20 protein-coding genes and 1 riboswitch are annotated in these 21,651 nt (G+C 60.0%); of the genes, 3 read left to right on the top strand and 17 right to left on the bottom strand.

The features are described from left to right. Nucleotides 1-347: 347 nt before the first annotated feature. From AD928_RS08030 to cbiB, 7 genes are all read right to left on the bottom strand, one after another. A complete protein-coding gene (locus AD928_RS08030) occupies nt 348-1,709 on the bottom strand; it encodes an MFS transporter (protein WP_062249650.1) in 1,362 nt (453 codons plus the stop codon). 76 nt (nt 1,710-1,785) lie between these two features. Beyond that, nucleotides 1,786-2,379, bottom strand: coding sequence for a hypothetical protein (locus tag AD928_RS08025; RefSeq protein WP_156470147.1), 594 nt, complete (start codon nt 2,377-2,379; stop codon nt 1,786-1,788). A 148-nt stretch (nt 2,380-2,527) separates the two neighbouring features. Then, entirely contained in the window at nt 2,528-3,790 is a 1,263-nt protein-coding gene (locus AD928_RS08020) for an MFS transporter (protein ID WP_062249648.1), read from the bottom strand. A gap of 69 nt (nt 3,791-3,859) precedes the next feature. Then, nucleotides 3,860-5,551, bottom strand: coding sequence for an alpha-keto acid decarboxylase family protein (locus AD928_RS08015; RefSeq protein WP_062249646.1), 1,692 nt, complete (start codon nt 5,549-5,551; stop codon nt 3,860-3,862). Between the two features lie 40 nt (nt 5,552-5,591). Next, nucleotides 5,592-7,508, bottom strand: coding sequence for a hypothetical protein (locus AD928_RS08010; protein ID WP_082779818.1), 1,917 nt, complete (start codon nt 7,506-7,508; stop codon nt 5,592-5,594). Nucleotides 7,509-7,969: 461 nt separating this feature from the next. Next, on the bottom strand, nt 7,970-8,608 hold the full coding sequence (gene bluB, locus AD928_RS08005; protein WP_062249644.1) for a 5,6-dimethylbenzimidazole synthase: 639 nt from the start codon (nt 8,606-8,608) through the stop codon (nt 7,970-7,972). Beyond that, complete coding sequence (cbiB, locus tag AD928_RS08000; RefSeq protein WP_062249673.1) at nt 8,605-9,591, bottom strand: adenosylcobinamide-phosphate synthase CbiB; 987 nt, start codon at nt 9,589-9,591, stop codon at nt 8,605-8,607. The genes bluB and cbiB overlap by 4 nt, the downstream gene beginning before the upstream one ends. A gap of 124 nt (nt 9,592-9,715) precedes the next feature. On the opposite strand from cbiB, the gene cobD reads away from it, so the two are divergent. Further along, a complete protein-coding gene (cobD, locus tag AD928_RS07995) occupies nt 9,716-10,837 on the top strand; it encodes a threonine-phosphate decarboxylase CobD (RefSeq protein WP_082779817.1) in 1,122 nt (373 codons plus the stop codon). A 2-nt stretch (nt 10,838-10,839) separates the two neighbouring features. Further along, entirely contained in the window at nt 10,840-11,691 is an 852-nt protein-coding gene (locus AD928_RS07990) for a histidine phosphatase family protein (RefSeq protein ID WP_062249641.1), read from the top strand. A gap of 26 nt (nt 11,692-11,717) precedes the next feature. Here AD928_RS07990 and AD928_RS07985 read toward each other — a convergent pair whose 3' ends face one another. Further along, the gene (locus tag AD928_RS07985) at nt 11,718-12,782 is read right to left on the bottom strand and encodes an SDR family oxidoreductase (RefSeq protein ID WP_062249640.1); all 1,065 of its coding nucleotides are present in this window, start codon (nt 12,780-12,782) and stop codon (nt 11,718-11,720) included. A gap of 107 nt (nt 12,783-12,889) precedes the next feature. On the opposite strand from AD928_RS07985, the gene AD928_RS07980 reads away from it, so the two are divergent. Continuing rightward, on the top strand, nt 12,890-13,315 hold the full coding sequence (locus AD928_RS07980; protein ID WP_062249639.1) for a winged helix-turn-helix transcriptional regulator: 426 nt from the start codon (nt 12,890-12,892) through the stop codon (nt 13,313-13,315). Here the strand turns inward: AD928_RS07980 and AD928_RS07975 are convergent. The 9 genes from AD928_RS07975 to AD928_RS07930 form a co-directional block, all read right to left on the bottom strand. Then, nucleotides 13,305-13,514 carry a hypothetical protein gene (locus AD928_RS07975; RefSeq protein WP_062249636.1) on the bottom strand — a complete coding sequence of 70 codons (210 nt, stop codon included), beginning with the start codon at nt 13,512-13,514 and terminating at the stop codon, nt 13,305-13,307. The two genes, AD928_RS07980 and AD928_RS07975, sit on opposite strands and share 11 nt — an antisense overlap. Before the next feature lie 109 nt (nt 13,515-13,623). Then, nucleotides 13,624-15,093 carry an ArnT family glycosyltransferase gene (locus AD928_RS07970; RefSeq protein ID WP_233420008.1) on the bottom strand — a complete coding sequence of 490 codons (1,470 nt, stop codon included), beginning with the start codon at nt 15,091-15,093 and terminating at the stop codon, nt 13,624-13,626. A 99-nt stretch (nt 15,094-15,192) separates the two neighbouring features. Further along, on the bottom strand, nt 15,193-15,915 hold the full coding sequence (locus AD928_RS07965) for a CbtA family protein (RefSeq protein ID WP_062249667.1): 723 nt from the start codon (nt 15,913-15,915) through the stop codon (nt 15,193-15,195). A 22-nt stretch (nt 15,916-15,937) separates the two neighbouring features. Beyond that, nucleotides 15,938-16,162 (bottom strand): CbtB domain-containing protein, encoded by a 225-nt coding sequence (locus AD928_RS07960; protein WP_043549773.1) that lies wholly within the window; start codon nt 16,160-16,162, stop codon nt 15,938-15,940. A gap of 19 nt (nt 16,163-16,181) precedes the next feature. After that, a riboswitch (adenosylcobalamin (AdoCbl) riboswitch) is annotated at nt 16,182-16,311 on the bottom strand. A gap of 46 nt (nt 16,312-16,357) precedes the next feature. Next, nucleotides 16,358-17,161, bottom strand: coding sequence for an adenosylcobinamide-GDP ribazoletransferase (cobS, locus tag AD928_RS07955; RefSeq protein ID WP_062249634.1), 804 nt, complete (start codon nt 17,159-17,161; stop codon nt 16,358-16,360). Next, nucleotides 17,158-18,237, bottom strand: a complete 1,080-nt coding sequence (cobT, locus tag AD928_RS07950; protein WP_062249665.1) for a nicotinate-nucleotide--dimethylbenzimidazole phosphoribosyltransferase — start codon at nt 18,235-18,237, stop codon at nt 17,158-17,160. The genes cobS and cobT overlap by 4 nt, the downstream gene beginning before the upstream one ends. 110 nt (nt 18,238-18,347) lie before the next feature. After that, a complete protein-coding gene (gene add, locus AD928_RS07945; RefSeq protein WP_062249632.1) occupies nt 18,348-19,382 on the bottom strand; it encodes an adenosine deaminase in 1,035 nt (344 codons plus the stop codon). Further along, entirely contained in the window at nt 19,379-20,779 is a 1,401-nt protein-coding gene (locus AD928_RS07940) for a sodium:solute symporter family transporter (RefSeq protein ID WP_062249630.1), read from the bottom strand. The genes add and AD928_RS07940 overlap by 4 nt, the downstream gene beginning before the upstream one ends. Before the next feature lie 187 nt (nt 20,780-20,966). Continuing rightward, nucleotides 20,967-21,551, bottom strand: coding sequence for a TetR/AcrR family transcriptional regulator (locus tag AD928_RS07930; protein ID WP_062249626.1), 585 nt, complete (start codon nt 21,549-21,551; stop codon nt 20,967-20,969). Nucleotides 21,552-21,651: the final 100 nt, after the last annotated feature.

Raw genomic sequence — 21,651 nt, 5'->3', positions numbered from 1 at the left:
GAATTTCCAAAAGGGCTCTTAAAAGGTATGGTAAATGATATTAAATATAAATATTTATAATTATTATTTTTGGTATTAATCGGATTATGAAGCTGGCAACTCTTTCGATTTTGAAGATGTCTTGCCTGGCTCACCCGGATAGGTTTGGATCATTTCGCAATTTTTTCACGTGCTATGGATTTTGAATTATTCAGGCCAGATTTTGAGAAGACACTGCCCTATTCAGGCTGCTGCAAAGTTGGCTGATCATCGTTCGATCCGGTTTTGATGTTTGAAATCCTGACCACCAAATTACTGGACCAAATACCTTATCGCGGACGGTCACTCTTTCCGGCCATTCCAACCCTCTACCGCCCCACCTCATTCCGCACCACCCGCCGGGAAACACTCAGCACAGCACCAAGCAGGGCAAAGGCGGTGGCCAGTTCAAGGCAATGCACAGCACCGCCGCTGCCTTGGGAGAGGCCGAAGACGAGGGCGACCAGTGCGGAGCCCAGCGCCCAGCCCAGTGTGCGCGCCACGGCCATCATGCCACTGGCCGCTCCGCTGCGGGTGGCGGGGCCAGAGGTCATGACGGTCAGATTGTTTGGCGTTTGGTAAAACCCGAACCCAATGCCGCACAGCGCCATGCGCCAGCCCACATCCCAAAAGGCCGGTTGTGCAGGCATCAGGCTGAGTGCTGCCAGTCCAGTCGCCAAAATTGCCAGACCAACACTGCTTAAAACCGATGCCGGGTGCCGCGTTGCCAGTCGGCCCGCAAAAGGGGCTGCAACGGCAACAAGCACAGGCCACGGCGTTACCAGCAGGCCGGTTGTTACGGCAGAAAGATGCATAACCGTCTGGAACAAAAACGGCAGCGCGACATAGGCCAGAATTTGCGCGGCATACGCGCAGATGGAAGTCAGGATTGAAAGCGAGAACAGCGGAATAGCCAGCAGATCCAGCGGCAGCATGGGCGTTTTCAGCTTTTTCTGCTGCCTGTAAAGCAGAAGCGTGCAGAGGATACCGGCCCCGATTTCAAGCACCGCCAGCCCGGTTTCCTTCTGACCCAGCGCATCAACGCCCAGAATGCCCAGCCCCAGAGCGCCCACGTTCAACAGCGCGCCCGCCTTGTCGAACGAGAGAGGGGCGCGCGGGCTGGAGGGAGCCACGCGCAGGAAAAGCACAACCGCCATCACGCCAATCGGCACGTTAATCAGGAACAGCCAGGGCCACGAGGCAACCGCCAGAACCGCCGCTGCCAGTGTCGGCCCAATGGCTGCGGAAATGGCAACCGCCAGCGCAATAATGGCAAACGCCTGATGCAGCATGGCGCGGGGGTAAACACTGCGCACCAGCGCGCCGCTGAGGGCTGCCATACACGCCGCCCCCAACCCCTGCACAACACGCGCACCAATAAGAGCGCCGAGTGAGCCAGACAGCGCGCAGGCGAGGGAGGCTGCGGTAAACAGCGCCATCCCAAACCCGTAAACCCGTTTAAGCCCCAGAGAGTCCGCCAAAGCCGCAGCCGGCAGCAAACTGACCGCAACCGCCAGATGATAAACATTGACGACCCAGACCGTCAGCGTCTCGCTACACTGGAGGTCATGGGCAATGGTGGGGAGCGCGATATTGGCAATCGCCCCGTCCAGTCCCCCCAGAACAATGCCAAGCACGGCACACAGCATGACCAGACGGCGCTGCGTATCGGAAACAGGCGGAGTGGTCATAAAGGGTTCCAGTGTCCTGAGTGTAAAAAGGCTGCCTTAATGTCTTGCGGAGAAAATATCAAAATTCCGTCAGGTTTTAGCTCAACGTCTCAAAATGTCTCAGTATCCAGGAAACCTCATACACAAGTCCAAGACTGACAAACGCCATATGAAAACGACGATTGGCAGACACAATGGCAACGCCACACAGCACAAGATAGACCGGAACCCGGAACCAGTATTCCGCCGAGAACAGGGCGTAATGCGCCGAGCCTTTGAGCAGGGTATCAATCAGGTCAAAGACCACACTCAGGGCGAAAAATGAGAAAAACCACTTCCTTCGGGAAATAAAGAAGTCCTCATACCCCGTATAATCACTGATTGAATCCGGGAACAAAAACGCGCTGAGAAAAAACAGAATAATCGCGTAAATAATGAGGAACAGATAGATCTCGAATGTCCAGCTGTGCAGCGTAACCAGCCAGAACTCCCACCACCAGAAATGCATGAGCATGAGCAGCAGCGTCAGCACCCAGCCGATATGAACCGGATAGACCCGCGTTTGTCCGGGGTGCTGAATAATGCGCACCAGACCATTCAGCAGGCGCGCCACACTCAGGCCCACCACCATCCCCATGATGATGCGGACATGCTGAAAAATTTCCGGGGAGGGTAAAGGCGGCTGGGGCAAGAGGGCTGTCCTTCTGATGGGACGCTGATATGACCCGGAATGGTCCTCAGGCTTAGCAGTCTTGTCAATAAACATCGTCTGGCGCGCACAAAAAAGCGCGAACCCCGCAAGGTCCGCGCTCCTTTGAAAACCCAACTGGCAGAGAGGTTTATTTCTGCACAGCCCAGCCTGTCTCACGTAGGCGGAAGGCCAGCACAATGGCCACCACAATACCAATTACCAGCGGCAGGAAGGCCCGGTGGAAGACTTCCATGGAATCACCACCGCCACCCATCAGCGCGGACACCATGGGGGAGAGAATGCCCGTCGTGCCAAACACGAGGAAGTTCATCACACCCGCAGCCGTGCCTTTAACTTCCGGCGGGTTCACTTCCTTCATGGAAGAGAACGGGATCATCGCCGCACCGGAGGCAATGCCCATAATCAGCGCCACAGAGTAACGCGGCATGACGCCAACCGGCACATACAGCGCGCATAGGGCAGCAGCCAGCAACACCAGCGCGCCACCAATCAGCACCGGTTTGCGGCGGCCAATCTTGTCAGAAATCCAGCCCAGCAGCGGGCAGCCAATCACCCAGCCAATCGGCACCATAGAGATGTCGGAGGCCGCAAACGCCATGGAAACATGCTCGCCCTTGTTGAGCATGGAAGCCCCCCAGCCCAGCGCGCCAATGGTTGTGGGCACAAACAGCAGGCCGCCAATAATCCCGGCATACCAGCTCTGGGGGTTCCCGAAGATGGTCTTGAATGGCTTGAGCAGGTTTTCAGCAGACAGATGGCCGTGGTGGGCCGAGCTGTCCCCGGAATCCCGCGGCATGACAAGCCATGTCGCAATGGCCAGACAGACGCCAATCACCCCAAAGCCCAGCCACACTTTCTGCCAGGGCAGGTGGAAGGAGCCGGCAGGGTCAATCAGAATACGGGTGGGTTTGGAGCCAAACGCGGCCCCGGCCATACCAAGGCACTGCGTCAGCCCCACAAACAGGGCCAGCGTGCGCGCAGGCAGATACCGGGCTGCCACGTAGGAGGAGCCAACAAAGGCGCAAATGGCCCCCAGCGCCTGAATAACATACCCGCCAATCCCGGCCGGCATGCTGCCCTGTGCAAAAATCAGGCAGCCAACACTGGTTATGGCAATCCCCACCGGCATGGTGGCATGTGCGCCATAACGGTCCAGCAGCACGCCCACGGCCAGAGCGGCCAGTGCATAAACAATGTAGTAGGAGGCAATCATCAGGCCGAGGTGGCTGTTGCCCCAGGCCTGCGTCAGCTCATCCTGCATAATGCCCGGAGCAGAGCGGATGGCGTACTGATAGAAATAGAACAGGGCGCAAAGAAACCACGCCAGCACATAAAGCGGTTGTATTTTTTGCGGCTGTGGGGCGGCGCTGGGTGTGTTGGAAGCCGACATTAACAGGTGCTTTTCAAAAAGGTGCAGGCCGTGCCCGTGCCTTGCAGGGGCACGGCCATGCAGGTTGACTTATTTTGCAGGTGGACGGCCGTTTGCCGTGGCCACATGGCGGCCCCAGGAAATCAGCTCGGACGTGCAGTCATCACGCGGAATCACGCATTCGATCAGGGTCGGGCCTTCCTTGTTTTCCAGCGCGACCTTCACTGCATCAGCCAGTTCACCCGCCGTGTTGGCGCGCAGACCTTTGCCTTTGCCATCTTCAGCGTTGAACGCGCTGATGATGCCTGCGTAATCCCAGTTCTTGATGTTGTTGTAAGGACCATCATGAATTTCAACTTCGATGGTGTACCCAGCGTTGTTGATCAGGAAGATGATAACCGGCAGCTTGCGGCGGATCATCTGGGCCACTTCCTGCGCCGTCAGCTGGAAGGAGCCGTCACCCACCATCAGAATGGTGCGGCGTTCCGGGGCACCCACAGCGTAGCCAAAGGCCGCCGGGACAGACCAGCCAATGTGGCCCCACTGCATTTCCAGTTCCACACGGGCACCGCGCGGCAGCTTGGTGCGCATGACGTTAAACCAGCTGTCACCCGTTTCACCAACAATGGTGGTTTCCGGTGTCACCAGGCTCTGCAGCGTCTGCTGGATGTCTGCACGGGTCAGAACGTCATCACCCTTGCCGGTGGTTTCCACGGTGCGTTCGGTGTGCACACGCTTGTACTGGACCAGCGTGGAATCCTTCTTCGGCTTGTTCTTGAAGTAATCTGCCAGAGCTTCCAGCAGTTCCTTCAGATGAATGTTGTCGAAGGCGTAGCCGTGCAGCTTGGTGATGTTCTTGTCCAGCACAGCCACGTTCGGGCCTTGCGGCCATGCCGTCCAGCCTTCGGTGGAGTAATCGTTAAAGATGGGAGCCAGCGCGATAATGCTGTCCGTCCAGTTAAAGATTTCATTCACACCCGGCGTGGAGGCGCTGCCCCAGTAGGTGCCCACGTAAGAAGGATGATCTTCCGGGAAGAAGCTCTTGGCCGCAGCCATGGTGGCCACAACGCAGCCCAGAGCATCAGCCAGCTTTACAGCGGCTTCTTCCGCACCGGCGGCGCGCAGGCGGCTGCCAACCAGAATGGCGGGCTTTTCGTGCTTTTCAATAAAGTCTGCAACCGCTTTTACGGCTGCATCCAGCGTGGCCTTGTTGGACGCCGGGGCATCCACAACAGCGCTGATGGGGCCGGGGGCCGCACAGGGCTGGGCAGAGACGTTACAGGCGATTTCAATATAAGCCGGTTTCTTCTCACGCAGCGCGGTGCGGATGGCGTGGTCGATCTTTTCCGGCGCATCTTCAGCAGATGTAATGGAAACAGCCGCACAGGTCAGCTTTTCAGCAATCTGCAACTGGTAGGAATAGTCCGTCGTGCCAATGGTGTGGTGCAGGATGTGCCCGCTGCCGTGGTCATTGGAGTTGGGAGCGGCGGAAATCAGAATAACCGGCAGGTTTTCTGCATAAGCGCCACCAATGGCGTTCAGTGCGGACAGCGCACCAACGCTAAAGGTCACAACGGCAGCACCAGCGCCGTTTGCACGGGCATAGCCTTCAGCAGAGAAACCGCAGTTCAGCTCGTTACAGCAGTAAACCTGCTCGCATTCTTTGTTCATCAGAAGCTGGTCGAGCAGCACAAGGTTATAATCCCCTGCCACTGCAAAGTGATGCTTCAGACCAATCTGGGCAAGACGCTCAGCAAGATAAGTGCCAACTGTATAAGACATCGAGTTCTCTCTCCTTTGGTGAGTATTTTACCATTCCAGTTTACTGGAACGGCAAATATCGGAAGGTGACGTAAACTGTGTTGCCCGAAGTTGTCGGGTACACACTGTTGTTGCTGCCGTCATTGCCTCTGAAGGCAAACTTCCGGATATAGGTGTATTGCAGGCCCCCCATCACACTGCCGTAGCGGCCTTCAACGAAGTGCCACCAGCCGCCAGTGGTGAGGGATGCCAGCGTGCGCGTCTGGGCGTTACAGGAGCCAAACTCCACATCGCACCCGCCCAGATTGAGGTCATTCACACCGTAGCCATACTGTGCGCCATCTGCGCCCATGTAACGCTTGCGTCCGGCTGTCTCGATACCCCCGTAGGTGTAGAGCAGCACGGACGGTGTGGGATGCCCGATAAGACCAAGGGAACCCATCAACTCCGGCACGGGGGACAACGCACCCCGCGCGTTTGGCGTGGTGTCCGGAATCAGGCTTGGTCCATAGCGGCCAATGCCTTCACCGGCTGTCACATTCCCGGCCATCTGGAGCTTTTTTGTGCCCAGCGGCACTGTCATGCCCGCGCCGACGCCACCGCCAAATGTGGTGTGTTTGCGGGTGGTGGTCATGCCCGGTTCCACCGCAAGGGAGCGGAACCAGCGGGCCAGACCAAACACTTCATAATGCCCGACAGATGTATCCACAGCACCTTTCAGAATAATGTCCGGCGCGGGGTTGTAGGTATATTGCGTGTTGGGGTTCAGCAGCACGCCGCCTGCGTTGGAATAAAAGACGCGTGTCCCCGCCTTCTCTCCGTAAGCAGCGGGCAGGGTGCCGCCCGAAGACAGAGCGGAAGAGAAGGCAACCGTCGCCTGCGGATCTTCCACGGAAAGGCCCAGCCAGTATTTCTGGTGCCAGTCCTTGCCAATGCGGATCTGCGGGACGCGGGTAAAGGTAATACCAGGGATCTGGTTGTTATCCGTCACCGCAGGCAACTGTTCCTGGCGCGGCAGAATGCCCTTGGCGTAGTTGGTGGCAAGGCTCCAGGCCTGACCCATCAGGATATGCAGGCCCCACTCCTTCTGCGTGAAGGTAAAGTAGCCCTGCCGCAGGCGCGGCGTGTAACCGCTGATCTGCACACTGTTTGTCGTGCCGCCAGCCCCGGCAAAGTCACTTTCCACATAGGCCTGCAAGCGGACGTCCTTGGACGGGTTCGCTTCCATCAGCACAGACATACGGCTGAGCTGTGCCGACATCCGCTCTTCACTCAGCCCATGGTTGGGGCTGTTGGCGTAGGGGAAGTTGTTCCATGCCGTGGCGGGGCCACTGGTCATGTTGGAACTGCGCCAGATATTGGAGAAATCAATAAACCCGCCCAGCCGGGCGGAAATGCCGCCAATGCTGAAAATGGGGGGCAGGCGGTCCACGTCCGTCTGGGTAATGGAGGACGGGCTGGAAGAAGTCAGGTCGATAGCGGATTTGGACGGCTGGGCTTCCGGCTGCTGCGGCATCCACCGGAACCCGGCAAACCCGGAGCCACTGTTCAGGGTCGGGTTCTGACTGGCGCCAATTTCAATCGGCTGTGCCCCGCCGGAGAAGCGAATACCCGGATCAGCCGGACCATCAGTTCGCAGGCCGGAAAGCCCCTCAGAGAAACCACCATGCGTGCTGGCGGCGGTGCGCATCCCCCCGGAGGACGCATTCTTTGCACTGGCCGTCCGCACCCCAGCCGTAGTGTGGGCTGAGGCGACCTGACGCCCGTTTTGTCCGTGTTTGAGCGCCTGCCGATGCTCAATGGCTTCCACCTGTGCTGCCAGCTTGCGCATCTGCTCTTTAATGGCTGCGAGTTCCTGCGCATCATCCGCATGAGCGAGCGATGGTTCACTCAGAACACAGACAAGAGCCGTTCCGAGGAGAAGTCTGGTATCCAGTTTTCTGGTGTCGGTAGAACCCCGGAGCGCAGGCGCTTTCACACTAAATCCTCAGAAAATTATAAAACTTTGTTATAGATAAACTGGTTTTCTGTGAAATAGGTAGAAATCTCAATGATTCATGTCAATATTACATAGTGTTAATTATATCAAAAAGAGTCTGACAATATTTCGTGAGATGAGATTTATAAAAAGCGAGTATATACCAAAAAACCTTAAAATAAACTTTATGATCTTCTGACGCTTTGAAAACGCAGGAAAGAGAAAATTACTGGTCGTGTCAGGGGGCTTTTCGGGCCGATTTCTGGTTTGAAAGACTGCCTTAATTTATCAGAAAGTCTCATAAACCATCAAAAATCTGTCATGATTTTTCGGCAGGCGCGCAGGGCAGCCCTCCGGTCCGCAGCATGCAGAAGCGCAGGCCGCGTCATGGATTCTTAATTTTGAGACGAATGTGCCGGACTCGTTCCCACGCCGTCATACGCTCCGGCAACAGGCCAGATTCAGCGGTTAATCCATTGCCTGCGGGCCGGGTTGCGTTGCTCCCATCCCCGGCGTTCCAGCTCCGGTGTGTCGGCCTGTTCCGCCGGATAGCCCACACACAGATAGGCCAGAAACTGCCAGTCCGGCGTAATGCAGAGCGTGCGGCTGGCGTCCTGCGGGTTCAGGATGGAGACCCACCCCAGCCCGACACCCTCCGCCGTGGCCGCCAGCCAGAAGGTGTGAATGGCCATGACGGCAGACCACACTGTGGTTTCCGGCATGGTGCCACGCCCCAGCCCGCGCCCCTGTGCGGGGTTGGTGTCACAAAAGACGGCAATATGGTGCGGCGCATCATCCAGCCCGGCCAGCTTGAGCGTGGCGTAACGCTGGGCATCATCGCCGCTATGGCCCGTCAGTGCTTCCGCATTACAGCGGGCAAAGTTTTCCCGGATTTCAGCGCGACGTGCCGGAGCATCCACGCGCACAAAGCGCCAGGGTTCACTCAACCCCACGGAGGGGGCAAGGCAGGCGGTTTCCAGAAGGCGAGACAGCACGGCCTCGGGCACCGGGTCCGTGCGGAAATGGCGCACATCGCGTCGCCAGGTAAAAAGCTGGTCCAGAGAGGCACGAAAAGCGGGGGAGAAGAGGGGGGCTGTCATGCCGGGATCATGAAGAGAAGTGCCCCCACCAGCAAGACCCCCACCAGAATAAGGCAGGCGCGCCGATACAGCACCAGCCCCCGGTCCAGATCCGCCACGGTTGCATCCGGCGTTCCGGCCCCCATCCACGCATCCTCCACGCGCACCCCTTTATAAAGGCGCGGCCCCGCCAGCCGCAGGCCCAACGCTCCTGCCATGGCGGCTTCCGGCCAGCCTGCGTTGGGGGACCGATGGCGCGGCGCATCCCGTCGCACTGCCGCGCGGGCTGCGGCCCGGTTCTCCGCCGGGGCGGCTAAGATCAGGCAGAGTGCCGCAACGCGGGAGGCAGGCAGATTTACCGCATCATCCAGTTTGGCCGCCGCCCAGCCAAAAGCGGCATGGCGCGGGGTGAGGTGGCCAATCATGCTGTCCGCCGTATTGACCGCCTTGTAGAACACCGCCCCCGGCAGGCCGAATACCGCTGCCCACAGCAGGGGGGCCACAATGCCATCGGAGAAATTCTCGGCCAGACTTTCCAGCGCGGCCCGCACAATCCCGGCTTCATCCAGCGCGGCGGTGTCCCGCCCGACAATCTGCGCCACAGCCTGCCGCCCTCCGGCCAGCCCGTTCTGCCGCAGGCCAATGCCCACAGCGCGCACATGCTCCCATAAGGATTTCTGCGCGACCAGCGTGCAGGTGCCCAAGGCCTGCACACCCAGCATGACGGGGGCTGGCAGAAAACGATACCCCACATCCAGCACCGCCCCGGTAATCCAGAGCGGCACGCCTACAATCAGGATCAACGCCAGCACGCCCATCCAGCGGCGTTTTCGATCGGAAAATTCTGGCTGGTTGAGGGCTGTGTCCAGCCTGTCTATCAAGGCCCCAAACCACATTACCGGATGCCCGATAGCCGCCAGCAGGGCAGGGGGATAACCGCAAGCGGCTTCCAGAATGGCGGCAAGGGCTGCTACGGGGAGCGTGACGGAAAGAGGGAACACCATGCGGGTAGCAGACTCACTAAGCGGGCAGGCCGGAGCAGAACCGACCAAAAGCATGCAGGGAAGCCCGCAGACTACCACGCACGCCCCATCCGCTGCCATCCCTGAGTCAGCATCCGTGCCACCAATGCGCGCTGCCTCCCCCACGGTGCGCACTGCGCCACCCGTGCCGGTTTCTGCTCCCGCGTCCGCGTCGCCAGAGGCTCTCCCATTTCCCACCCACGGCGGGCAGGTCCGGGCCGTCATAGCGCATTTTCCGGAAGCACCCCGGCCTTATTATGACCTCTCCACCGGCATCAGCCCGTATGCTTATCCCCTTCGGATGCCAGACCCGACCGTGCTGGCCCGCCTGCCGGAAGAAGACGAGGAAGCCGACCTTCAGGCTGCCGCTGCCTTCGCCTACGGGCTGAGCAGTCCCGACATGGTGGTGGCCGGGGCCGGGAGCCAAAGCCTGATTGCCCTGCTGCCGCGCCTGCTGCCCGCGCAGCGCGTGTGCCTGCTGGGGCCAACCTATTCCGGCCACGCGCAGGCATGGCGTTTGCAGGGCGTGCCCGTGCAGCAGGTGACGGACCCCGCAGCACTGGAGCAGGCCGCCACTCAACCCGGCACGGTCTGCGTGGTCTGTAACCCCAACAACCCCGATGGTCGCCTTCTCTCTGCGGCGTGGCTGCACACACTGGCCAACACTTGCGCCGCGCACGGCACTGTTCTGATTGTAGATGAAGCCTTCGCGGATTTTGAGCAGGAGAGCATTGCTCCCCTCCTGCCGCATCCCGCACTGGTTGTCTTGCGGTCCTTCGGCAAAACCTACGGCCTGCCCGGTGTGCGGCTGGGCTTTCTGCTCGCCAGCCCGGAAGTCGCCGCACAAGCCCGCGCTGTGCTCGGGTCATGGCCTGTGGGCAGTCTCGGTCTGGCGGCCGGACGACAAGCCCTGCGAGACACCGGATGGCTCCGCACCGCCAAAACACAGGCCCGCGCTGCCCATACCCGCCTGACCACTCTTCTGGATGCCGCCGCCCTGCGCCACACCGGGCAGGCCAGCCTGTTCACCTTAGTGCTGCATCCCGATGCCGCGAGCCTCTGGCGACATTTCTGCACCTACGGCCTCGTGACCCGCATTTTTGCAGACCAGCCGGGCCGCCTCCGCCTCGGCCTGCCTGCGACAGACGCCGCATGGTCCCGACTGGAAACCGCCTTGCAGGCATGGGCTGCATCCCCCAAAAGCCCCGTATCCCGATCCGGCTCCTGACTATGTCTCAGACCCCCACGCCCACTCCGTCCCGGTCTCCGGTTCCGCAGCCCCAGACCATCCGGCTTGTCTGCCTGACCACAACGCTTCCAGACGCCGCCAAACAAGGCCGCATCCCACCCCGCGAGGCAAAAACGGTCGCCCGCTATCCTACTGGAGCGGAGGGCTTCCTTCTCCCCCACCTCCGCAAGCCACCACGCTTTACACAGATCATTCTGGCCGAGGACTGCGCGTGCGAGGGTTTGGACACGGCACGTCCCCTCCCTGATCCCGACGCCATCGCGTCAGGCCACGCCCCCCAATCTGCCGGGCAGCTCCACAATCTTCAGGCAAAAGACGTGCCCGAAAGCACCGGTTTATCAACGGTCTTTGCCGACCTCCCCGTAATACGCACCGCCAACCTGAAGGACCGGAATTACGGCGCATGGCACGGACAGGCCTTGCGTGATCTTCCGCCAGACGCCCTGAATATCTTCCTGCACGATCCAGATTTTGCCCCACCGGAGGGCGAAAGCCTCCGCCAGTTTCACACCCGAATTGGTGCGTGGCTCACCGCCGCATCCCAAGGGGAAATGGCAGCAGTCGAACCGGGTGCTGCCGACCTTTCAAACAGTCCCTCCAGCAGCGGCGCTCGCCCCAGAGCCCCCTCCGGTAAACAGTCACGCACACGGTCAGACACAAGCGCTCGCACGCACCTGCTCATTGCCCGCCCCGCCGTAGTGCGCGCACTCGCAACGCATATTCTGCAAGGCGGCCCGGAGATGGCCACCCGGCTGGACATCGCCCCGCAAACCACCAGCCTCTTCACCCGCCACGCCGGGAACTGGCGCGTGCGCGCGCTGGGTGTGCCGTAAAGCTGCGGTAGGAGCAGAAACCCGCCTTACGGAATCAACCGCTCCGCCCGCATCCGCGTAAACAGGTCAAAAAACGCGGTGGGGGTGGCGCAATAATCGGTAAAGCCCGCCAGTCGGCTTTTGGTCATGTCCGTTACACATTCCACCGGGCGGCCCAGATCAGCATCCGTGTGCCAGGCCGAGGCCAGGTGTGTGATGTCAGGCTCCCGCAATCCATGCTTCTTGCTCAGGCTGGCCCAGAGTTCTCCATCCTGCGCCAGCTTCGGGGCGAGGGGGGAAGCCTCTTCCGGGTAGGGTGCTGCGTCCAGCCCGAACCATGCAGCCAGTTGCGGCCACAGCCACTTCCAGCGGATCACATCCCCATTCACGATATTAAACGCCTCATTCCGCCCTGCCGCACTGGTGGAGGCCCACACAAGGTGCCGGGCAAGCTGGCGGGCATCGGTCAGATCCGTCAGCCCGTGCCACTGCATAGGGGAGCCGGGGAACACAAACGGACGGCCCGTTTCCTTGCAGAGAGACGCATAAACCGCCAGCGTCGAACCCATATTCATGGCATTCCCCACGGCATAACCAATCACGGTATGCGGGCGATGCACGCTCCATGAAAATCCGTGCTGTTGCGCCGCTTCATACAGCGCGTCTTCCTGATCGTAATAGAAGTTTTCCAGCGGCAGGCGTGGCATGTCCTCGCGGAAGGGTGTCTGCGGCGGGGTGCCGCTGGCGTAGGCTTCAAACGGGCCGAGATAATGCTTCAAGCCCGTGGTCAGCGCCGCGTGCTCCACAGCGTCCGGTGCGGGCAGGGCGTGAAACAGATTGCGCACCATGGCGCTGTTCACGCGGCAGTTTTCAGCTTCCGTTGCATGCCGCAACCATGAGCAGAAAAACACATGTGTGGGCCGCAGCCCCGCCAGCGCCGCAGAGAGGGCCTCCGGGTTGAGTAAATCCGCTGCCACCGGCAAGACCCCCGCGCTCTCCGTGCGCGGCCTGCGGGCCAGCCCGTAAACCACCCAGCCATCCGCCACCAGCCGCGCGGAGAGATTTTGCCCGACAATACCTGTCGCACCCACAACAAGAGCTATTCTGGACATCAGATTTTCCTTTCCGGTTTATCCTCTGTCCTGCACTCTGCGCTTCTGGTTTTTCGTGCGCCAGACGGCACTATTTCGTGCCCTGGTTACCAAAAGGTGCCCACACCATGCCTTCTTCGCTACCGTCGGTTTATCGTCAGGCTCCGTTTGTGGAAGATTGCGCGCCGCGCCGCGTGCTGCGTCTGTTCAGCGGAAAATGGACCACCATGATCCTGCATACGCTGCATCTGCTGGGGGACGCATCACGACCGGGCAAACTCCAGCGGAGTGTGCCGGGCCTGTCCAAAAAAATGATGACCCAGACGTTGCGTGAACTGGAACAGTCCGGCCTCGTCAGCCGCCATGTTCAGCAGATCATGCCGCCCAGCGTGGAGTATCGCCTGACACCCGCAGGCCTGATTTTTATTGAACCCATAGAAATGCTCTACACATGGGCCATTGACCACGCGGCTGAGCTGGACGCTCTGACGGCAAAGCAGGCATCAGGCGCATGCCCTGCGGAGCATACGCCCGAGCAGAGCGTTACTTTTTAGAGGTTTTGAACCGGTAAAGCGCCAGAACCATCAGCACCTGCATACCCGCCACGGCCCCATCCAGCAGCCCTTTATCAAGGTCGCTTATGGGCAGGTTTGCCACATACAGTATCGCCAGAGGCATGAACATGATGGGAAACAGCAGCATGTTCTGGAAAGACGACTTTTTCACAGCCTTTGCTTTGTACCGTGCAGGCATTGTCCAATCCCTTTTCTGCAAACGACTCACTCACAAATCGCAATGAAAACGCTCGCACACCCTGCCGTCCGGCGCAAGACTCTTCGTGCCGGATACGGCCTCGGCGGGGTCACGGAGCGCGCTGATACACCACAACCGCAGTTTGCGGACCCTGATGGCGGTAAACTTCCCGGTAATCCTGTGTCAGCGTCTGGAACAGGTGGGCGCGGATGCTCAGGTTTTCACCCGCCCAGGCCGGAGCCTGCGTCACAACGTAGCGGGGCTTTTGTGCCAGCACATGGTCCAGCTCCGCAGAGGGGTTCATCCCGGTCGAGTGGATTTCCGCCTGCTCATTGAAATGGCCGGGGAAGGGGTGGTTTGTCAGGCCGCACCAGTGTGAGGTGTCATACAAAATGGGCGGCCCTTCATACACAAACAGGCAGCCTTTAGGGTCCGGCATAGCAGCCAGATAGGCCTGATAGGTCCGCATATTGCCATTCTCAAGACGGTGCTTGTGCAGACGCTTCTGTGCGGTGACGGTCTGCACAGCCAGCACAAGCACCAGCCAGAACCGGCCCGCTTTCCGGTTCCACAAAGGGCTGCTGATGACGGCAAGTGGTGCAAAAAGCGGCAGCGCATAATGGAAATACCAGCCGCCAAATACGGCCACACCGCAGCAGGCGGCCACCGCCCACAAGCTGAGAAACTGTCGCTGGGCCTGCCCCGGCGCATGGCGGAACAACCAGACCGCAACAACGCCCCCGGCAAGCAGCGGGGCAATGGCTTTGAGCAGCCTTATTCTCAGAGCGGCCGTTTCGGCTGGCGGCATCGCCGCACGCAGAAAAATGGAATCCACATTGGCAAAAAACCAGTCATGCGCATGGCCGATGATGGCGTAAAACAGGAAAACTGCCGCCGTGGGCAGGACTGCCGGGAGCACCCAAAGGGTGGCATCCGCACACAGGCCGCGCCGTGTCTGCCCATGGCGCGCCGCATACCAGAGCAGGTAAAGGCCCAGAAAACAGCCTTCAAACACTGTGGTGTATTTGATCTGCATGGACAGGCCAAACAGCCCCATGGCCAGCATGCCCACCCGGCGTACCTGCCGGGGGCCATCTGGTGCCAGCACCACTTTGAACAGAACCAGCGCCATGGCGGCTGCGACAAGCAGCGTATAGAAAACCGGTGTTTGCCCGCCTTCACCCCCGCACAGGGTAAGGCCGGTGCAATACAGCATGGCCGCCACCACTGCGCCGCCGCGCGATGTCAGGGTGCGGGCCATTTTGTAGAGCAAAAGGCTGGTGCCCCACACCGCCAGTGCCGCACCTATTTGATAGGCCAGCACACGATACGCCCCAAAAAGATGAAAACCCGCGTAAAGCACAAATAAAAGCGCAGGCTTTCTGTCCCAGAAGGCGAGATAGGGCAGATCCCCGTGTAAAATCCGACCTCCGCCAAAGAGGTAGAATTCTTCATCAATATTAAGGAGAGGATTTCCGAATGTCTGAAAACGCGAGGCAACCGTAAAGAGCAGAAGCAGGACGGCAGGCATAAAACGGTGGTGGAAAAGCGTTTTAAAAAAGGGAGCGCGCAGAGACATAGAGATCCGAAGGGGCTTTTGCCTGAATGGTTTTCCAGCCCGCCGGGCCAGCAGAAGGAAACATACAAGGTTTCTTTGCTGGCCTCTGTAAAATGAAATTTAAAATTTCTGAGCGCGGCCCATTAGCACCGGCGTGGCCAGTGCCCCAAAAATCAGCCCCATGCTGCCCCAGAGCACAGCCTGCATGCCAAGCGCAGACTCCCGAAAGCGCCAGAGCACCACAGCGGGAAATCCGTCCGGCACCTCATTCACATCAGGCAGACCAAACTGCACAAGGGCCACCAGCAGAACAAACACTGCCCCACCACATAGCCACCCGGTCCACGCATCCCGCATCTGCGCAACCTTCTGGCCAATCAGGCAGGCAATGGCGGCTACGCAAATGGACAGCGCAATCATCACAAAATAGGTTTCCGTGCGCAGTGCCAGCGTAGCCGGGTTGCCCACAGCGGGTGGGTTGGGTGGATATTTCAGGTCCGGCACCAGCACCACGGTCACAAACCCCGCCACGGCCAGCAAAAGCGCCAGCACGCGAGGGGACTGGAAAGACAGCCGCCCATAGGCAAAGGAAAACACCAGCGCAAACAACCCGCCAAAGCCCGCGCCATAGAGCACCGTGGCTGTGGCCAGACCGTAACTGGCCTGCACGGAGCGGCTGATCATCTCGTGTTCGGGCGCAGCGCCTTCTGCCGCACTACGAGCCGCTTCAAACGCAATGGCCAGCGCCACCTGTGGTTCGCCAAAAAAACGGGCAAACACAAAGGCGAGCGCCGCCGCAAGGCACCCGGCAATCATGCCGCGTGCCAGCAAACGTCCAGCAATCATCAGGAAAAATCCCTGCTCTTTAGTGGCAGGGGAAGCCCAGCAGATGGCGGCCATCATGCACAAACTCATGCACTTCATGGCCGGAAATCAGGGAGACAGCACCCTGTTCCGCACCCACAAAATACAGCATCAGCACAGACAGCAGCAGGCCAAACACAGCCCAGGGCAGCAGAGCGCCAACCGGAATTGCAACAGGAGCAGGAGCCGCAATGGCCCGTGCGCGGGAGGAAGAGGGGTGCATCATCAAACAGGCTCCGCTGGTAAAAACGCGTTCCGCGGTGGAAAAAACGACGCTGAGGGTCTGACTTCCCGCTCTAAAAAAGCGGATTACAGTGGCGCGACCGTGCCGGACTCTCACCAGCTTCCTCAGATCAGCGCATAGTCTGAACGGCCCCTCCGCCCCTGTCAATTCATACAAAAGCAGGTGGGACCTCTGGAGTCAGAACAGCGCGGTGAAACCCGCCAGCACCAGACACTCGGTGAACACCGCAGCCGCCCCCAGCACATCGCCGGTATAGCCGCCCAGCAACCGCCGCGCGGCCATGCCCACCAGCCCGCAGGCCGCAAGGGCTATCGCCACAGCGGAGAGGCTGATCAGCACCGTCATCTCTCCCGCCAACGCCACAACGCTCACCCCAGCCAGAGCCAGCCCTACCCAGAGCGGCCCACGCGGCAGGGGGTTGAGCGAGCGGGCCAGACCATCAGGCCGGGCAGGGGGCAGGCAGGCGGGTAACACCAGCAGCACCGCCCGCGCCAGACACGCGGAGACGGCTAGCGCCAGCACCGCCACTTCAGCCGGAAGGGCTGCCACAGCCGAGGCCCGCACTAACAGACTCAGGCCCAGCGCCATGACGCCGTAACTGCCAATCCGGCTGTCCCGCATAATCTCCAGCCGACGCTCCCGCGTGGCCCCGCCACAGCCGTCGGCCATGTCAGCCAGCCCGTCTTCATGCAGGCCGCCGGTCAGCACGCACTGGAACGCCAGCGCCAGCCCCGCCGCCGGCAACGCCGCCACATGGCCCAGCCGCAGCAGCCAGAAGACTGCCCCGACGACCGCCCCAATCGCCGCGCCAATCAGCGGCCAGCACCAGATGGAACGGCCCATCGGCCATAGCGCCGTGCTGGCGCGTTGCGCGGGGGAGAGCAGCCAGCCCACGGGCAGGCGTGTCAGTAAACTCAGCCCGCAGGCCAGATCCAGCCGCAGCCGCGCACCAAAGGACTCAGCCGGGGCGGGGGGGCTCATGTGCGGCCCGAAACCGCAGCCTGCGCAAACGTCGCCATACCATTATGGCAGGACACCGCCGCCCGAAGCAGAGGCACTGCCAGCGCTGCGCCAGAGGCTTCCCCCAGCCGCAAACCAAGGTCCAGCAACGGCATCAGCCCCAGCTTTTCCGCCAGCCGTGCATGGCCTGCTTCCGCAGAACAATGGGAGAGGCGCGTATGGTCCAGCCCGCCTGCTGCCAGCCGCGCCAGTGGAGCCACTGCCGCCGTGCAGACAAATCCATCCAGCAGCACCGGAATGCCGTAATGCCGCGCCGCCAGCGTCGCCCCCAGCAAGGCCGCGAGTTCATACCCGCCCAGTCTGCGGGCTATTTCCAGCGGGTCAAACTCGGCCACTGCCTCAGCGGCACCCTGCGTCGCTGCCATTTCCGCTTTATGGAACGCTAACGCGGCATCAATCACCCGCGCCTTGTGCGCCACACCCGGAGCATCCAGCCCCGTACCTCGCCCGGCCCAGTCTGCCCCGGTGCCACCAAACAGCGCCGCCGCCAGTGCTGAGGCCGCCGTGGTGTTGCCAATGCCCATTTCCCCCAGACACAGCAGGTCACACGCACGCGGCACGGCGTCATACCCCGTCTGCACAGCCTCCAGAAACGCGGCTTCTGTCATGGCCGGAGCGGTGGTGAAATCTGCCGTGGAGGCCAGCCCCAGCACCGGCACCACCCGCAACCGGGCGTCTGCCACGCGGGCCAGCTGATTGATAGCCGCCCCGCCGCTTTCAAAATTCTGGACCATCTGGGCCGTCACATCCTGCGGCCAGGGCGAAACCCCTTGCCGCACCACGCCATGATTGCCCGCAAAAATCAGGATATGCACCTGCTCAAGCTGAGGCCGCGCCCGCTTCTGCCAGCCGCCGAGCCAGCGCGTCAGCTCTTCCAGCCGCCCCAGACTGCCGGCTGGTTTGGTCAGCTCGGCCTCGCGGTCTGCAATCTGCTGCTTCGCCGCCGCATCAACCCCCGGCAACGCCGTACAGGCAGCCCGCAGGGCGGAGAGGGAGTCAATCGACCGTTTCGGATCGTGGAGTATGCTCGTTTTCATGGGCCGCATGGATACAATCTAAAGACCCGACATCATAACCCTGTTTTTCGAACGCTCCATCCAGCATGGGGTATGGAAACGAGGGGGAGACCTTTTTCCTCCCTACTCTTTTAGGCCTTCATGACACCGAGAGACTGAATTTCGGCCTGAAACTCCGTCTTCATGGCTGCTTTTTCCGCGTCCGAAAGCCACGAGGCGTCGAGTGTCCGCAGAGACATCGCCGCGACCTCTTCCACACTCAGGGACAGACTACGCGCCATCGTCACGTACGTCGTGCCAATATCCGTCCCGAACATCGGCGGGTCGTCCGTACAGGGAACCAGAAACAGCCCCGCCTCATGCATCGCTTTCAGCGTTTCTGCCCGCTTTTCCATGCGCTGCGGCACACAGGTATGGGAGCAGACCGTAAACGGCACCCCGCGGTCCCTGCACCGGCACGTCAGAACCGGATCCGCCAGCATATTATAGCCATGGTCAATCCGGTCACAGCCCAGAACATCAAGGCAGGTTTCGACATTGCGCGGCGGTGCCTGTGCCAGCGTCTGATTATCCTCACAGGCATGCGCCGTGCAGCGCAGACCGGCGGACCGGGCCAGAGCATAGGCATCCTTAAACAACTCCGGCGGGCCTTTGAATTCGGCACAGTCCATGCCGATCCCGATAACTTCCTCCCGCCGATGGGCGAGGACGTCTTTCACCATCGCTATCGCGACCTCCGGCCCGAGTTCCCGGTTGATGGCAGGGATCAGGCGGCCAGTAATGCCGAAGTCTTCTTTTGCCTGTCGAAGACCATCAACAAACCCGTCCACCATGGTCTCGTAACGGACCCCGTGCGGGTAATGGTAATTCGGACTAAAGAAAAACTCGGCGTAGCGCAGGTTGCCTTTCCGATACCCGTCCGCAAGCGCCTCGTAAGACACGCGCGCAAAATCATCCCGTGTGATCATGCACCGGCCTATGACCTCAAGCCGCGCGAGAAAATCGTAGAAATCCGTAAATGCATAGAATTTGTCAGGGTCCGTCACCGGCAGAGGAACATTGTTCTTCGCCGCAAGAGCGATAACGGTTTCCGCACTCAGCGAGCCTGCCAGATGACAGTGCAGGTCAATTTTCGGAATGGCTCTTATAAGAGTGTCAAGGCTCATAACAGATCTTTCTTAGTGTGAACGTGCACCGCACTTCGACCACGCCACAGAGGACAAAACACGATGGCACAGTTGGCCAGCAGTCCGATCAGCCCCGGATTAACACCGCCAAGAGACACACCGGACGCAAATAACGCGATCGCCACGCCCGCCCCCGAAAAAAGCCCCAGCCCCGCAATCCGGGCAGAAGCAGGCCAGCCCGTCAGAATCAGGAACCACAAAGACGCAAACTGAATCCCGATATAACCGCTGACATTCAAAGCCGTCAGCATGATTGCAGGCGCATGCGCCGTGGCGACCAGCGCCAGCACAAGAAACAGGACAACCGCCAGATTGATGGCCCGTTTGGGGTGCCGACGGCCCAGTTTGGGTGCGATATTGCGCGTCATCATCGCCGCGATATTGAGAGACGTGGCCGCCAGAACCAGCAACCCGGCCAGCACTGCGCCCGCGGCTGCCAACGCTACCATCCACGGCGGGAGCAACACGCCCGCGACATGGAAAAACACGGCGTTCGGGTTTGATAAGGGCGGAAGAAACCGCAGGGCAAAAATCGTCGCAAACACGGCAAACGGATACATCAACATATAAAGCGGCATGAAAATCATGGCTTTGCGCACAGCCTGTGCCGAACGTGCCGTAAACAAATAGGGGGTAACGGATGGCTGAAAATAAAACCCAATGCCCTGATAAAGGATTGTGGTGATGGCAAAGACAAGACTGCTGCCAGAAGGGAGCGCAAGCGTCGGCCTGACGATGTCCGCATGCCCGCCCGAGAGTTTATACTGCATGCAGATCGCCCCGACGCCGACAGCGGCGATGCCAAACAGCATCAAAACATCCTTAAGGAAGGCGACGTAAGTCGAAGCCCGCACGCCGCCTAGTGCCACATAGGCGAATGCGATCACAGCACACCCCGCCAGACCCGCAGCCGGTGTTGCGGAAAATCCCATTGTATCCAGAACGGAGCGCAGCCCAATAAACTGAAACTGTCCCCACGGCACCAGAGCGATCACGCAGGCCCACGCCGTCAGCCGCTCGAACGCAACACTTTTAAAATGCCGTCCGAAAACCTCGGGGAGAGTGCACGCATCATACTGTTTCGCGCGTTGCCAGATGGCAGGCCCGACAAAATACCCAACCGGAAAGGCCAGAAGCAGATAGCCCAGAAACCAGTATCCGTAGCTCACGCCATGCCCATAAAGCCCGGCGGGAAACGCAACAATCGAGCCAATACTGTAAATCTCACCCACAGTGAGAATAAACAGCATGGGCGCAGGCAATGCCCGGTCTGCCACAAGCAGCGTTTCGACCGACATATGTCGGGACCGCACGCGCGCAAGCCACGCTGCCCCGAGCGACAGAAGCAGGACGCTGGCGACAATAACCCCGGTCATCGCAGTCTCTCACAGAGCCACAGACACAACGATGTCAGCGGAAACCACGCAAAAATCCAGACAAAAACAATGGGAATCCCAAACACTGAAAGCGGCAGACAACTGAGAAACGGCGCGACAAGAACAATCGCAATGCATGGAATGCCAAAACCGAGCGCCACAGCCCGCCTGTTCGGGAAAGTGGGCATCACGGCTTCTTCTTTTTGGTCTGAGCGGAGCGCCGGGTCTCATTCAGCACCAGTTCCATCGCCCAGCCGATGGCTGCTCCAATCTCCTTCGCATCCATGTCAAACTCTTCTCGGAGCGTCAGCCAGGATTGAACATTGTCCAGACAGGCCAGAACAGCCTCTGCCCGCACTCGGTCAGGGGCAGGGATGCCGGGTGTGTCACTCCATAAGAGGCTCCGCCTCCGGGAAGCCAGTTCATTTCGGAACGTGCTGCGCATGGAGCGCCCAACGCGGGTGAGCGCAAGAATGCGGGCAAGATCCGGACGATTGTCGAACTTCCCGACGGCGACCTGAAACCCTTTGACAACGCCCTCCGGGTCATCCTGTGACGCCAGCCCAAAGACTTCCGTATTCAGCCAGTCAGCCGTTGCCGCAAGCAGAGCGTCGCGGGAAGGAAAGTAACGATACACCGTCCGCAGCGAGACACCCGCCCTTTTTGCAAGAGCAGAAGTCGCAATAGTGCTATCCTCGCTTTCTTCAAGCAGAGCAATGAAAGCCTCAATAATACGTTGCCGGGTCTGGGCTGCATATTCGTCGCGGAGCATGTGACACACATATGTAGTTATGACACATGTGTGTCACGGAAAGACGCCCCTGACAAGATGCCTTGTTGCAGGGTCGGAATATCGTCTCATGAGGAGAGCG

The organism is Acetobacter cerevisiae (genome assembly GCF_001580535.1).
Lineage (GTDB): Bacteria > Pseudomonadota > Alphaproteobacteria > Acetobacterales > Acetobacteraceae > Acetobacter > Acetobacter cerevisiae.
The sequence above is the reverse complement of the archived record's forward strand: the minus strand, read 5'-3'. Positions and strand labels throughout refer to the sequence as shown.

Excerpts from the sequence above, each read along its gene's own strand:
- AD928_RS08030 (WP_062249650.1), bottom strand. The coding sequence starts at position 1,709 with ATGACCACTCCGCCTGTTTCCGATACGCAGCGCCGTCTGGTCATGCTG.
- AD928_RS08020 (WP_062249648.1), bottom strand. The coding sequence starts at position 3,790 with ATGTCGGCTTCCAACACACCCAGCGCCGCCCCACAGCCGCAAAAAATA.
- AD928_RS08015 (WP_062249646.1), bottom strand. The coding sequence starts at position 5,551 with ATGTCTTATACAGTTGGCACTTATCTTGCTGAGCGTCTTGCCCAGATT.
- bluB (WP_062249644.1), bottom strand. The coding sequence starts at position 8,608 with ATGACAGCCCCCCTCTTCTCCCCCGCTTTTCGTGCCTCTCTGGACCAG.
- cbiB (WP_062249673.1), bottom strand. The coding sequence starts at position 9,591 with ATGGTGTTCCCTCTTTCCGTCACGCTCCCCGTAGCAGCCCTTGCCGCC.
- cobD (WP_082779817.1), top strand. The coding sequence starts at position 9,716 with ATGCGCGCTGCCTCCCCCACGGTGCGCACTGCGCCACCCGTGCCGGTT.
- AD928_RS07990 (WP_062249641.1), top strand. The coding sequence starts at position 10,840 with ATGTCTCAGACCCCCACGCCCACTCCGTCCCGGTCTCCGGTTCCGCAG.
- AD928_RS07985 (WP_062249640.1), bottom strand. The coding sequence starts at position 12,782 with ATGTCCAGAATAGCTCTTGTTGTGGGTGCGACAGGTATTGTCGGGCAA.
- AD928_RS07980 (WP_062249639.1), top strand. The coding sequence starts at position 12,890 with ATGCCTTCTTCGCTACCGTCGGTTTATCGTCAGGCTCCGTTTGTGGAA.
- AD928_RS07975 (WP_062249636.1), bottom strand. The coding sequence starts at position 13,514 with ATGCCTGCACGGTACAAAGCAAAGGCTGTGAAAAAGTCGTCTTTCCAG.
- AD928_RS07970 (WP_233420008.1), bottom strand. The coding sequence starts at position 15,093 with ATGTCTCTGCGCGCTCCCTTTTTTAAAACGCTTTTCCACCACCGTTTT.
- AD928_RS07960 (WP_043549773.1), bottom strand. The coding sequence starts at position 16,162 with ATGATGCACCCCTCTTCCTCCCGCGCACGGGCCATTGCGGCTCCTGCT.
- cobS (WP_062249634.1), bottom strand. The coding sequence starts at position 17,161 with ATGAGCCCCCCCGCCCCGGCTGAGTCCTTTGGTGCGCGGCTGCGGCTG.
- cobT (WP_062249665.1), bottom strand. The coding sequence starts at position 18,237 with ATGAAAACGAGCATACTCCACGATCCGAAACGGTCGATTGACTCCCTC.
- add (WP_062249632.1), bottom strand. The coding sequence starts at position 19,382 with ATGAGCCTTGACACTCTTATAAGAGCCATTCCGAAAATTGACCTGCAC.
- AD928_RS07940 (WP_062249630.1), bottom strand. The coding sequence starts at position 20,779 with ATGACCGGGGTTATTGTCGCCAGCGTCCTGCTTCTGTCGCTCGGGGCA.
- AD928_RS07930 (WP_062249626.1), bottom strand. The coding sequence starts at position 21,551 with ATGCTCCGCGACGAATATGCAGCCCAGACCCGGCAACGTATTATTGAG.